This is a genomic window from Streptococcus oralis subsp. oralis (assembly GCF_002096455.1).
GTDB lineage: Bacteria > Bacillota > Bacilli > Lactobacillales > Streptococcaceae > Streptococcus > Streptococcus oralis_CY.
Map to the genome: position 1 here is coordinate 302,165 of NZ_NCUL01000008.1, position 13,068 is coordinate 315,232.

The window sequence follows — 13,068 nt, forward strand, 5'->3', positions numbered from 1 at the left end:
ATGATTAATTTTGGATACTTTTTTCAGAGTCTTAATCATGGTATACTAGGTCAGTATTTTAGAAATATGAAGGAGATTATTATGGCTAAAAAAGGTGCCCTAACAGGCTTGCTCCTGTTTGGAATATTTTTTGGTGCGGGAAACTTGATTTTTCCACCTTCTCTAGGTGCTTTATCTGGAGAACAGTTTCTTCCTGCCATCGCAGGTTTTGTATTTTCGGGTGTCGGGATTGCTGTCCTAACACTCATCATCGGAACGCTAAACCCTAAAGGATATATTCACGAGATTTCTAAGAAAATCTCACCTTGGTTTGCAACGCTTTATCTTGCAGTTCTCTATCTATCGATTGGTCCCTTCTTTGCCATTCCGCGTACAGCCACAACAGCTTATGAAGTTGGGATTAGCCCCCTCTTGTCTGAAGCAAATAAAGGTCTAGGATTGATTATCTTTACCGTACTGTACTTTGCAGCGGCTTATTTGATTTCGCTTAATCCATCAAAGATTTTGGATCGAATTGGACGTATCTTGACACCAGTCTTTGCTTTGTTGATCGTTATCTTGGTTGTACTAGGTGCCTTCAAATACGGTGGAACCAGTCCTCAAACTGCGTCAGCTGCTTATCAAGCTTCTGCTTTTGGTACAGGATTCCTAGAAGGGTATAATACCTTGGATGCCCTTGCTTCAGTTGCCTTTAGTGTGATTGCAGTTCAAACCTTGAAACAACTTGGATTTTCAAGCAAGAAAGAGTATATTTCAACTATTTGGGTGGTTGGTATCGTTGTAGCTCTTGCCTTTAGCGCTCTTTACATCGGTTTAGGATTCCTTGGAAATCACTTCCCAGTACCAGCAGAAGTGATGAAGGGTGGAACACCAGGTGTTTATATCTTGTCGCAAGCAACTCAAGAAATCTTTGGTTCAACAGCTCAACTCTTCCTTGCTGTTATGGTAACTGTAACCTGCTTCACAACGACAGTTGGCTTGATTGTGTCGACAGCAGAGTTCTTTAACGGACGTTTCCCACAAATCAGCTACAAGGTCTATGCAACAGCCTTTACCTTGATTGGATTTGCCATTGCAAACCTCGGTCTGGATGCGATTATCAAGTACTCAATTCCAGTACTGGTTATCTTGTATCCAATCACTATTGCCATTGTGATGATTGTGATTGTTAATAAGTTTGTACCTCTATCAAAACCGGGTATGCAGTTAACAATGGGAGTTGTCACAGCAATCGCTGTTGCAAGTGTTCTTGGAAGCTCCTTTAAGATTGAGTTTCTAGCAAATCTTGTGAATGCTTTGCCTTTTGCTAAGGCATCCCTCCCATGGTTGGTGCCAGCCATCATCGGAATCTTGCTTTCTTTGGTCCTTCCTAACAAGCAAGAAAGCGATGTTTTTGAAATGGAATAAAAAAACTTGGCCTTGGCCAAGTTTTTTCTATTAATCTTAGTTGGTTTGTTCAGTGTAACCAGATTCTTCAAGCATTTTCTTCGAAGCTGCATAACTTATACGGTTTCCAAAGCCAGAAAATTCGTTCGGCATTGCTTTTTTTAGGTCAGCAAGAGTTGCAACAGTCATGTCAACCTCCATGCTTAGAATAACTTTTTCGTCTTTGATTTCAACTTTTTGTGTTACTCCTTTGACACCCTCATAACCTTTATTAGTATCGTCAACAATTTGCTTAATACCTTCCGCGGTATTATTAAGTTTCTCAGGGTCAAATACATTATGAGCAGTTTGTTTTACAACATCATCCCCCTTTACAGTATAAGTCAAGGTAGAATGAATTCCAGGTTTGCTATTGTGAACAAATGTGTGAGTTTTCGTTTCCTCTTTCTTTTCAGATGATTGTTCTGTGCTCTGCTTGGTTTCGCTTGACTGAGCAGTTTTGTCTTCCTTGTCACTACTATTGGTAGGAGATGATGCTTGTTTGGAACACCCGAGTAGGAGGACAAGTGAAGCCACAAGGGCTAGTGAAGTTTTAACATAAGTTTTCATAGAATTTTATTTCATAATCAAAGTATTTTGTATTATAACATGATTCTACTACAAAATCAACTAGACCTCCCCTCTCATCTGACTTGACATGACAATGAACAGAAACTAGTCAGATGATTAAAGTTTTGTCTCTATCTATTTCAAAGAACTTTTATCCTATGGATTGAAAAGTGGGAAGTTTTAAATGCACTTTTTATGGAATTGCGATGAATCTATTGAACTCATCGTTTAGGGATGTAATAAAACACCCCAAGAGTTAGAGTTGTGTCTAACTTTTGGGGTGGACCTACACTAGTCTATATGAAATTTTAGGAGATTAGTTCGTCTTTTCTGTGAATCCCATTTTTTCCAGTGCTTTTTTTGAGTTTGAGAAACTCACACGATTGCCGATACCAGAATATTCTTCAGGAAGTGCTTTTCTAAGTTCGCTAATACTTGCAACTGAGAAATCAACTTCTAGATCTTGAACAACTTTTCCATCTTTGATTTCAATCGTTTGTTTAACACCTTTGAGTCCATTATAACCTTTGTACTTTTCTTCGATAAAACTCTTGACATCTTCTGGAGTTGCGTTAAGAATCTCAGGATCTGCAACATTTTGAGCGGTTTGCTTGATAACATTGTCCCCCTCTACAGTATAAACCAAGGTAGAAGTGATTCCAGAATTATTTTTGTTTACAAAGGTATGTGTTTTAGTTGTTTCTTTCTTTTCAGATGATTGTTCAGTGCTTTGTTTGCTCTCACTTGACTGAGTTGTTGTGTCTTCTTTGGTACTGCTGTTGGTAGGTGTTGATGCTTGTTTGGAACATCCGAGCAGGAGAACAAGTGAAGCCACAAGGGCTAGTGATACTTTAAAGTATGATTTCATATTTTTTACTTTCCTTTCATAATCAAAGTATTTGTATTATAACATGGATCTATAGTGAAAGCAACTAAACACAGTTTTTCTCCTTTTGAGAAGGAGTCTGACTAGAAAAATGTTATAATGGTAGGAAAGAGGTGAAGAAATGAATCAGACTATAAACTATATCAAAGAACTAACTGCTATTGCATCTCCGACGGGCTTTACTCGTGAGATTTCAGACTATCTAGTCCATACTATAGAGAAACTTGGTTACCAGCCGGTTCGTACAGCCAAGGGTGGTGTCAATGTTACTATTAAAGGTCAAAATGATGACCAACAGCGCTATGTGACTGCCCATGTGGATACGCTGGGTGCTATTGTCCGTGCAGTCAAACCGGATGGCCGTCTCAAATTGGATCGTATCGGTGGTTTTCCTTGGAACATGATTGAAGGAGAAAACTGTACGGTTCATGTGGCTAGCACAGGTAAAAAGGTATCTGGAACCATTCTCATCCATCAGACTTCTTGCCATGTCTACAAAGATGCGGGAACTGCTGAACGCACACAGGACAATATGGAAGTGCGTTTGGATGCAAAAGTAAGTAATGAAAAAGAAACCCGCGCCTTGGGTATTGAGGTTGGAGACTTTATTAGTTTCGATCCGCGAACAGTTGTGACAGAAACTGGTTTTATCAAGTCTCGACACTTGGATGACAAGGTCAGCGCAGCAATTTTGCTCAATCTTCTTCGTATTTACAAGGAAGAGGGGATTGAATTGCCAGTAACAACTCATTTTGCTTTTTCAGTCTTCGAAGAGGTGGGTCACGGTGCGAACTCCAATATTCCAGCTCAGGTAGTGGAATATCTAGCTGTGGATATGGGAGCTATGGGCGATGACCAGCAGACGGATGAATATACAGTGTCTATCTGTGTCAAGGACGCTTCAGGTCCCTATCACTATGACTTCCGTCAACACTTGGTAGCTTTGGCGAAGGAGCAAGATATTCCATTTAAGCTCGACATTTATCCATTTTACGGTTCGGATGCTTCAGCAGCTATGTCAGCAGGAGCAGAGGTTAAGCATGCCCTCCTTGGAGCTGGTATTGAGTCCAGTCACTCTTACGAACGAACACACATTGATTCAGTAGTGGCGACTGAGCGTATGGTCGATGCTTATCTCAAGAGTGCATTGGTAGAGTAATATGTGCTTGATTTGTCAAAGAATTGAATGGATCAAGGCAGGGGAAAATCCCTACTTTGTAAAAGAACTAGAAACAGGCTATGTTGTTATTGGAGACCACCAATACTTTAAGGGCTATACCTTGTTTTTAGCAAAAGAGCATGTCACAGAACTCCACCATATGGAGACTTCTGTAAAACTTCGCTTTTTAGAGGAAATGAGTTTGGTCCAAGAAGCAGTCGCCAAAGCATTTGAGGCTGAAAAGATGAATATTGAACTCCTAGGAAATGGTGATGCCCACGCTCATTGGCATCTCTTTCCACGAAGAATAGGTGATATGAAGGGTCATGGATTGAATGGCCGTGGGCCAGTCTGGTGGGTGCCCTGGGAAGAAATGGCGGCAGAAGATTGCCAAGTGAAATCCCATGAGTTGGAACAAATGATTAAAGCCTTATCCGATGAATTAGAGAAGCACTTGGTCTAAGAGAGGAAGAAAAATGAAAAAAAGATACATCGTTTTATCTGGTTTGCTGGCAGTAACCCTAGCAGCATGTTCGCAAGAAAAACCTAAAAATGAAGAAAACACTCAAAAAACGGAACAAACTAGTCAACCTGAAGGAACTGTAGGAAGCAAATCCCAAGCCTCTAGTCAGAAGAAGGCAGAAGTTGTCAATAAGGGAGACTACTATAGTATTCAAGGGAAGTACGATGAAATCGTCATAGCTAATAAGCACTATCCTTTGTCAAAAGACTATAATCCAGGAGAAAATCCAACAGCTAAAGCAGAGTTGCTGAAGCTCATTGCAGCAATGCAAGCAGCTGGCTACCCAATCAGCGATCACTACAGTGGTTTTAGAAGTTATGAAACTCAAACCAAACTTTATCAAGACTATGTGAATAAAGACGGTAAGGAAGCTGCTGATCGCTACTCAGCTCGACCAGGTTATAGTGAACATCAAACAGGTCTTGCTTTTGATTTGATTGGGACTAATGGAGAATTGGTGACAGAGGAGAAGGCGGCTCAGTGGCTCTTAGATCATGCAGCTGACTATGGCTTTGTCGTTCGCTATCTCAAAGGCAAGGAAAAAGAGACTGGCTACATGGCGGAAGAATGGCATCTTCGCTACGTCGGAAAAGAAGCCAAAGAAATTGCTGCAAGTGGTCTCAGTTTGGAAGAGTACTATGGCTTTGAAGGCGGAGATTACGTCGATTAAAAAAGTAATTTTTCTCTTGCATTTTTAGATAAATAGTGTATAATGGAAAGGTATGTGTAAAGCATACTTGTGGGAGGTAAAAATCTTTAATTACCGCCAAAACCACAAAGGAGGATTTAAAAATGGCTAAAAAAGTCGAAAAACTTGTAAAATTGCAAATCCCTGCTGGTAAAGCTACACCAGCTCCACCAGTTGGACCTGCTCTTGGTCAAGCTGGTATCAACATTATGGGATTCACAAAAGAGTTCAACGCTCGTACAGCTGACCAAGCTGGTATGATCATTCCAGTTGTTATCTCAGTATACGAAGACAAATCATTTACTTTCGTTACAAAAACACCACCAGCTGCTGTTCTTTTGAAAAAAGCTGCAGGTGTTGAAAAAGGATCAGGTACACCTAACAAAACTAAAGTTGCTACAGTTACTCGTGCACAAGTACAAGAAATTGCAGAAACTAAGATGCCAGATTTGAACGCAGCAAACATTGAGTCTGCAATGCGTATGATCGAAGGTACTGCTCGTTCTATGGGATTCACTGTTGTTGACTAATCAATAACACCCCCAATATAACCCGCAAGACTTCATCATTTCGAGAAGTGACGTGGGAGATGAAAATCGATTGAACCACTTACAAGGAGAATAGAAAATGGCTAAAAAAAGCAAACAACTTCGTGCTGCTCTTGAAAAAATCGACAGCACAAAAGCATACAGTGTAGAAGAAGCTGTAGCACTTGCAAAAGAAACTAACTTTGCAAAATTTGACGCAACTGTAGAAGTTGCTTACAACTTGAACATCGACGTTAAAAAAGCTGACCAACAAATCCGTGGCGCAATGGTATTGCCAAACGGTACAGGTAAAACTTCACGCGTTCTTGTTTTCGCACGTGGTGCAAAAGCTGAAGAAGCAAAAGCTGCTGGTGCAGACTTTGTTGGTGAAGATGACCTTGTTGCAAAAATCAACGACGGTTGGTTGGACTTCGACGTAGTTATCGCTACACCTGACATGATGGCTCTTGTTGGACGTCTTGGACGTGTCCTTGGACCACGTAACTTGATGCCAAACCCTAAAACTGGTACTGTAACAATGGATGTTGCTAAAGCAGTTGAAGAGTCTAAAGGTGGTAAAATTACTTACCGTGCAGACCGTGCAGGTAACGTTCAAGCAATCATCGGTAAAGTATCATTTGAAGCTGAAAAATTGGTTGAAAACTTCAAAGCTTTCAACGAAACAATCCAAAAAGCAAAACCAGCTACAGCTAAAGGAACTTACGTAACAAACTTGACTATCACAACTACTCAAGGTGTTGGTATCAAGGTTGACGTAAACTCACTTTAATTAACAGATTTTTAAAAACGAGTACGAATGTGCTCGTTTTTTAGGTACAACGGGCATTCCGTTCATCTGAGGTGTAAGTCCTCTGTGGGTACCATATACTAGTAAACCCAAAAGTGATTCCCAAGCCTGACTATTGTGAGTGCCTGATCGAACGGCATTAGGATAGACTGTTTAAGTCTGACGTTGGAAATAAGAATCGGCAGAGAAAGAGATAGAGAAATCTTGGCTATACGAATAGGCACGTGATAGTAAAGCGTATATAGCGGATAAGGAGGCCAGCAACTCTAAAGTACAAATATGTAGCCGTAACCTATATGCGTAAACTACGTGAGCAATTGAATTCGAACTTGAGAGGTGATTAATAGATTTATGCTATAGTCATGGCAGTTTGTATGCTTTTGATTCTAGTTTATCAAATAATAGATTAGAATTGTCAGATAATATAATTTTATGTTATAATGAAGAAAAAATAGAGGTGTTCAAATGTCAGAAGCAGGTCATAAGTTTTTAGCAAAACTGGGGAAAAAACGCTTACGTCCAGGTGGAAAACGTGCTACAGATTGGTTAATTGCGGAAGGAGAATTTTCAAAAGAAAAGAGAATACTAGAAGTTGCGTGCAATAGGGGAACTACAGCAATTGAGTTGGCACAGCGTTTTGGTTGTAAGATAACTGCTGTTGATATGGATGGACAAGCCTTAGAAGTGGCTAAAAAATCTGCTGAAACGGCAGGTGTTGCTCATTTGATCAGATTTGAAAGAGCAAATGCAATGAAACTTCCTTATGGAGATGCTAGTTTTGATATTGTTATAAATGAAGCTATGCTGACTATGCAAGCCGATCAAGCTAAGAAAAAATGTGTAATGGAGTATCTAAGGGTTTTAAAACCTGAAGGTCTTCTTTTGACACATGATGTGCTTCTTAAGGAAGCTAAAGAGTCTGTCAGACAGGAATTGTCACAAGCAATTCATGTAAATGTAGGTCCTTTAACTCAAGATGGTTGGGAACAGGTGATGATAGAATCAGGTTATCGTGATGTGAAAATATTGACTGGTGAAATGACATTAATGAAATTATCAGGTATGATTTATGACGAAGGTTGGCTAGGAACTTTGAAAATTTGCGTAAATGCTTGTAAAAAGGAGAATAGAAAGCAGTTTTTAACTATGTATAAAATGTTTGCTAAGAATAAACAGAAATTGGGCTTTATTGCTATGGCTAGTTATAAATCGTCAAATCGTTAGATAATTATTGAAGTTAACTTTTCCTTTTTTCTTTCTTAAAAAATATGCTATAATAGAGAGTAAAAAACTTTGAAAGAAAGAAAAAGATGAATTTAAAAGATTATATCGCAACGATTGAAAATTATCCCAAGGAAGGCATCACCTTCCGTGATATCAGCCCATTGATGGCAGATGGCAATGCTTATAGCTATGCTGTTCGTGAAATCGTTCAGTATGCAACTGATAAGAAAATCGACATGATCGTGGGTCCAGAGGCTCGCGGATTTATTGTTGGCTGTCCCGTTGCCTTTGAGTTGGGGATTGGCTTTGCACCTGTTCGTAAACCAGGAAAATTGCCACGTGAAGTCATTTCAGCTGACTATGAAAAAGAGTACGGTATTGATACCTTGACCATGCACGCGGATGCCATCAAACCAGGTCAACGCGTTCTCATCGTAGATGACCTCTTGGCGACAGGTGGTACTGTCAAGGCAACCATTGAAATGATTGAAAGACTTGGCGGAGTTGTAGCCGGTTGTGCGTTCTTGATTGAACTTGATGAGCTTAAAGGCCGTGAAAAAATCGGAGATTACGATTACAAGGTACTTATGCATTATTAATGAAAAACAGTCCTTGGGGCTGTTTTCTCTTCATCTGCTATATAAACAAACTATAGCTAGTTAGAGAAAAACTATAATTGAAAACTATATCTTCTTGCAGTATAATAAAAGGACTAAGTGTTTGAGATTTGACTTCAAACACATTCAATTATTTCTAAAAGAGTACAGTTAGGAGAAGGTTATGCCGATTAGAATTGATAAAAAATTGCCAGCTGTTGAGATTTTACGGACAGAGAATATCTTTGTCATGGATGATCAACGTGCGGCCCACCAAGATATCCGTCCCTTGAAAATTTTGATTTTAAACCTAATGCCCAAAAAAGTGGTCACAGAGACCCAGTTGTTACGGCATTTAGCAAATACTCCTTTGCAATTGGACATAGACTTTCTCTATATGGAGAGCCACCGTTCCAAGACGACTCGTGCAGAGCATATGGAGACTTTTTATAAAACTTTTCCTGAAGTCAAGGACGAGTATTTTGATGGGATGATTATCACAGGGGCTCCGATTGAGCATTTACCATTTGAGGAAGTGGACTATTGGGAGGAATTCAGTCAGGTGCTTGAGTGGTCCAAGACCCATGTCTATTCGACCCTTCATATCTGCTGGGGTGCCCAAGCAGGTCTTTATGCTCGCTATGGAGTTGATAAACACCAGATGGAGCAGAAATTGTCAGGCATTTACCCGCAGGATACCTTGAAAGAGGGCCATCTTCTCTTTCGTGGTTTTGATGATAGCTATGTAGCTCCCCATTCTCGTTATACAGAAATCTATAAGGAAGAGATATTAGGAAAAACCAATCTGGAAATCCTCTCTGAGGGAGAACAAGTCGGCGTTTCTATTTTAGCCAGTCGGGATCTTCGTGAGATTTATAGTTTTGGTCATTTAGAATATGACCGTGATACTCTAGCAAAAGAGTATTTTCGTGATTGTGAGGCAGGACTTAATCCTCATATTCCAGAAAATTACTTCAAAAATGATGATGTGAATGAGACACCGTGTCTCTGTTGGTCTTCATCAGCTGCCCTCTTTTTCAGCAATTGGGTAAACTATGCAGTTTATCAAGAAACCCCTTTTGACTGGAGAAAGGTAGAGGATGATGCGGCTGCATTTGGATATCTATAAGAGGAATTATGACATATTTTGACGCTTTTAAATCAGGGAACTTGGTTTTACCAAGTGCCCTGCTCTTGCATTTTAAGGAACTCTTTCCTTCCAGCGAAGATTTTCTGGTCTGGCAATTTTTCTATCTACAAAACACCACAGCCTTAGGAGATGTTTCGCCTAGTCAGATTGCTGAAATCATTGGCAAAGAGGTGGCAGATGTCAACCAATCCATTTCGAATTTGACTGAAAATGGTTTGCTACAATATCGGACCATTGAACTAAACGGTGAAATTGAGCTGATTTTTGATGCTAGTTTGGCTTTTGAACGCTTGGATAGCTTACTAGATAGCCAAACTCCAGCTACAACAGTCCCAAACCCGCAGAATCAGTTGAAGGATCTGGTTGAAACTTTTCAGCAGGAATTGGGACGCTTATTAACACCATTTGAAATCGAAGACCTTTCTAAGACTGTCAAAGAAGACGGAGTTAAGGCGGATTTGATCAAGGAAGCTCTCCGAGAGGCCGTTCTCAATGGCAAGCCAAACTGGAAATATATTCAGGCAATCCTACGAAACTGGCGCCATGAAGGCATTCAATCTGTTGCCCAAGTAGAGGCCAAACGAGCAGAGCGAGAAGCGAATAATCCCAAACAAGTTCAGGCTTCGGCTGATTTTCTCGATGCCATGAATTTGTGGCAAGATTAGTCGCTTGAAAAATCTTGAAAATTAGAGTAAGGTTTGCAAGCTCCTTATAAATATGATAGAATAATAGTGAATAAAATGAAAAAAGAGGTATGTGAAATGTCACGTAAACCATTTATCGCTGGTAACTGGAAAATGAACAAAAATCCAGAAGAAGCAAAAGCATTCGTTGAAGCCGTTGCATCAAAACTTCCTTCATCAGACCTTGTTGAAGCAGGTATCGCAGCTCCTGCAGTTGATTTGACAGCTGTTCTTGCTGCTGCAAAAGGTTCAAACCTTAAAGTTGCTGCTCAAAACTGCTACTTTGAAAATGCAGGTGCTTTCACTGGTGAAACTAGCCCACAAGTTTTGAAAGAAATCGGTACTGACTACGTTGTTATCGGTCACTCAGAACGTCGTGACTACTTCCATGAAACTGACGAAGATATCAACAAAAAAGCAAAAGCAATCTTTGCAAACGGTATGCTTCCAATCATCTGTTGTGGTGAGTCACTTGAAACTTACGAAGCTGGTAAAGCAGCTGAATTCGTAGGTGCTCAAGTATCTGCTGCTTTGGCTGGATTGACTGCTGAGCAAGTTGCTGCATCCGTTATCGCTTATGAGCCAATCTGGGCTATCGGTACTGGTAAATCAGCTTCACAAGACGATGCACAAAAAATGTGTAAAGTTGTTCGTGATGTTGTAGCTGCTGACTTTGGTCAAGAAGTTGCTGACAAAGTTCGTGTTCAATACGGTGGTTCAGTTAAACCTGAAAACGTTGCTTCATACATGGCTTGCCCAGACGTGGACGGAGCCCTTGTTGGTGGAGCATCACTTGAAGCTGAAAGTTTCTTGGCATTGCTTGACTTTGTAAAATAATCTAGGTTATTCCAGACAGTCTTTTAAGACTGTCTTTTTTTAAAAAAAAATTCTGTATATTTTTCTTAAATTATCAGTCTATTGCAACTTTTCTCAGATAGTACATTTTCCTTGATATCATTTTCTGGTAGTAGTATACTTGTATTATAGCTACTGTGAAGTAGTTATAAAAAAATGAAAAGAGGTAAGAAATATGGTTGAATTGAAAAAAGAAGCAGTAAAAGACGTAACAACATTATCTAAAACAGCGCCAGTAGCATTGGCAAAAACAAAGGAAGTATTGAACCAAGCAGTAGCGGACTTGTATGTGGCTCACATTGCCCTTCACCAAGTTCACTGGTATATGCGTGGTCGTGGCTTCCTCGTATGGCATCCAAAAATGGATGAATACATGGACAGTCTTGATAGCTATCTTGACGAAATCAGTGAACGTTTGATTACTCTTGGTGGAAAACCTTATTCAACTTTGACAGAATTCCTTCAACACAGTGAAATCGAAGAAGAAGAAGGAGAATTCCGTAACGTTGAAGAAAGCTTGGAACGTATTCTAGCAATTTATCGCTACCTCATCGCTCTTTTCCAAAAAGCTTTGGATGTAACTGACGAAGAAGGTGATGATGTTACAAACGATATCTTTGTTGGGGCTAAGGCTGAACTTGAGAAAACAGTTTGGATGCTTACAGCAGAACTTGGACAAGCTCCTGGTTTGTAAGATATAGTTGCTACCCCTTTTATCATGAGGTGCTTGATAAGTGCCCATGATCAATCATCTTTTAAAAGTCATGTAACTGTAAACAGTTGCATGATTTTTTTGTTTGCTGGACTTAGGACACATTGTCAAAAGTAGGATTTTACGGTATAATAGTTGCTGTTCAATAACATATGAATTTTAAAGAATAATTGTTAGTTTAAGGAGGACTTATGAACAACTTACCAAATTGCCCAAAATGTAATTCAGAATATGTCTACGAAGACGGAAGTCTCTTGGTCTGCCCAGAGTGTGCCTATGAATGGAATCCTGCAGAAGTTGCAGAAGTAGAAGAAGGTGTGGTTGCTATCGATGCCAATGGAAATAAATTGGCTGACGGCGATACTGTAACCTTAATCAAGGATTTGAAAGTAAAAGGTGCGCCAAAGGATTTGAAACAAGGAACTCGCGTTAAAAATATCCGTATCGTAGAAGGTGACCACAACATCGACTGTAAGATTGATGGTTTTGGAGCTATGAAACTCAAGTCAGAATTTGTTAAGAAAATCTAGCCATGAAACTGAATTATAAATTTATCTTTTATAGTCGTGTGCTCTTGTTCTTAGCGGCATTTACAGGAGTTTATTTAGAAATTACCAAGCACGGTGGCTTTGGTATGCTCCTTTACTACACAGTGTTGTCCAATCTTTTGGTAACGATTTTCACGGGCTATCTGCTCCGTGTGATGAGCCGTTCAGGTGAAAATTGGCAAAGTCCGACCTTGCTTCGTCTCAAGGGTGGCGTTACCATGAGTATCATGATTACCTGTGTGATTTACCATTTTATGCTTGCTCCGATCGCGACAGACTTTTACCGTGTGGAAAATTTCCTTTGCCACTATATCGTTCCACTCTGGTTTTTAGCCGATACCCTCTTCTTCGATAAACGGGGTCAATACAAGATCTGGGATCCAGTCTTGTGGACCATCTTGCCCTTGGTTTATATGATTTTTGCCTTGTTTAATGGCTTGGTCTTAAAACTCAATATTCCGAATTCCAAGGACAATCCCTTCCCTTATTTCTTTTTAAATGTGAACAAGGGTTGGGACGTGGTTATCAAATGGTGTTTGATCATTTTTGCGGCGTATATGGTTGCAGGATTTATCTTCTACCTAATCAAGCAAATCAAGCGAAAATAGTCTTCCTATTAGGAAAGTTAGGACGGAGTCTCTAGTTCAATCGGGCTCCTTCTTTTCTTGCCATCTTCCTTTTAAAAAGATCAACAGTGAGAAATATACAGAAAGA

The 13,068-nt window shown here is 39.9% G+C and carries 16 protein-coding genes; 14 read left to right on the top strand and 2 right to left on the bottom strand.

Annotation, left to right across the window (positions count from 1 at the left end; all coding sequences use genetic code 11):
• Positions 1 to 81 precede the first annotated feature (81 nt).
• The gene (brnQ, locus tag B7720_RS05955; RefSeq protein ID WP_162281771.1) at positions 82 to 1,407 is read left to right on the top strand and encodes a branched-chain amino acid transport system II carrier protein; all 1,326 of its coding nucleotides are present in this window, start codon (positions 82 to 84) and stop codon (positions 1,405 to 1,407) included.
• Positions 1,408 to 1,443: 36 nt separating this feature from the next.
• Here brnQ and B7720_RS05960 read toward each other — a convergent pair whose 3' ends face one another.
• Positions 1,444 to 1,995: a DUF1307 domain-containing protein gene (locus B7720_RS05960; protein ID WP_084857063.1), complete on the bottom strand. Its 552-nt coding sequence runs from the start codon at positions 1,993 to 1,995 to the stop codon at positions 1,444 to 1,446.
• Positions 1,996 to 2,311: 316 nt separating this feature from the next.
• On the bottom strand, positions 2,312 to 2,863 hold the full coding sequence (locus B7720_RS05965) for a DUF1307 domain-containing protein (protein WP_084857064.1): 552 nt from the start codon (positions 2,861 to 2,863) through the stop codon (positions 2,312 to 2,314).
• A gap of 139 nt (positions 2,864 to 3,002) precedes the next feature.
• Here B7720_RS05965 and B7720_RS05970 point away from each other — a divergent pair, with 139 nt between their 5' ends.
• From B7720_RS05970 to B7720_RS06030, 13 genes are all read left to right on the top strand, one after another.
• Positions 3,003 to 4,040: a M42 family metallopeptidase gene (locus B7720_RS05970; protein WP_084857066.1), complete on the top strand. Its 1,038-nt coding sequence runs from the start codon at positions 3,003 to 3,005 to the stop codon at positions 4,038 to 4,040.
• A 1-nt stretch (position 4,041) separates the two neighbouring features.
• Positions 4,042 to 4,503, top strand: a complete 462-nt coding sequence (locus B7720_RS05975; RefSeq protein ID WP_084857068.1) for an HIT family protein — start codon at positions 4,042 to 4,044, stop codon at positions 4,501 to 4,503.
• Between the two features lie 13 nt (positions 4,504 to 4,516).
• Positions 4,517 to 5,233, top strand: coding sequence for an LD-carboxypeptidase LdcB/DacB (ldcB, locus tag B7720_RS05980; RefSeq protein ID WP_084857070.1), 717 nt, complete (start codon positions 4,517 to 4,519; stop codon positions 5,231 to 5,233).
• Positions 5,234 to 5,355: 122 nt separating this feature from the next.
• Positions 5,356 to 5,781: a 50S ribosomal protein L11 gene (gene rplK, locus B7720_RS05985; RefSeq protein ID WP_001085808.1), complete on the top strand. Its 426-nt coding sequence runs from the start codon at positions 5,356 to 5,358 to the stop codon at positions 5,779 to 5,781.
• A 97-nt stretch (positions 5,782 to 5,878) separates the two neighbouring features.
• Positions 5,879 to 6,568 (top strand): 50S ribosomal protein L1, encoded by a 690-nt coding sequence (gene rplA / locus B7720_RS05990; RefSeq protein ID WP_001085675.1) that lies wholly within the window; start codon positions 5,879 to 5,881, stop codon positions 6,566 to 6,568.
• A 483-nt stretch (positions 6,569 to 7,051) separates the two neighbouring features.
• Complete coding sequence (locus B7720_RS05995; protein WP_049500191.1) at positions 7,052 to 7,810, top strand: class I SAM-dependent methyltransferase; 759 nt, start codon at positions 7,052 to 7,054, stop codon at positions 7,808 to 7,810.
• Between the two features lie 86 nt (positions 7,811 to 7,896).
• Positions 7,897 to 8,409: an adenine phosphoribosyltransferase gene (locus tag B7720_RS06000; protein WP_001049316.1), complete on the top strand. Its 513-nt coding sequence runs from the start codon at positions 7,897 to 7,899 to the stop codon at positions 8,407 to 8,409.
• A gap of 181 nt (positions 8,410 to 8,590) precedes the next feature.
• Entirely contained in the window at positions 8,591 to 9,535 is a 945-nt protein-coding gene (metA, locus tag B7720_RS06005; protein WP_001122696.1) for a homoserine O-acetyltransferase MetA, read from the top strand.
• Between the two features lie 8 nt (positions 9,536 to 9,543).
• Complete coding sequence (locus B7720_RS06010) at positions 9,544 to 10,221, top strand: DnaD domain-containing protein (protein ID WP_000220747.1); 678 nt, start codon at positions 9,544 to 9,546, stop codon at positions 10,219 to 10,221.
• 96 nt (positions 10,222 to 10,317) lie between these two features.
• Positions 10,318 to 11,076: a triose-phosphate isomerase gene (tpiA, locus tag B7720_RS06015; RefSeq protein ID WP_000087899.1), complete on the top strand. Its 759-nt coding sequence runs from the start codon at positions 10,318 to 10,320 to the stop codon at positions 11,074 to 11,076.
• Between the two features lie 193 nt (positions 11,077 to 11,269).
• The gene (locus tag B7720_RS06020) at positions 11,270 to 11,788 is read left to right on the top strand and encodes a Dps family protein (protein ID WP_084857072.1); all 519 of its coding nucleotides are present in this window, start codon (positions 11,270 to 11,272) and stop codon (positions 11,786 to 11,788) included.
• 209 nt (positions 11,789 to 11,997) lie between these two features.
• Positions 11,998 to 12,336, top strand: a complete 339-nt coding sequence (locus B7720_RS06025; protein WP_001061600.1) for a zinc ribbon domain-containing protein YjdM — start codon at positions 11,998 to 12,000, stop codon at positions 12,334 to 12,336.
• A gap of 2 nt (positions 12,337 to 12,338) precedes the next feature.
• Positions 12,339 to 12,962 (top strand): Pr6Pr family membrane protein, encoded by a 624-nt coding sequence (locus tag B7720_RS06030; RefSeq protein ID WP_000775204.1) that lies wholly within the window; start codon positions 12,339 to 12,341, stop codon positions 12,960 to 12,962.
• Positions 12,963 to 13,068: the final 106 nt, after the last annotated feature.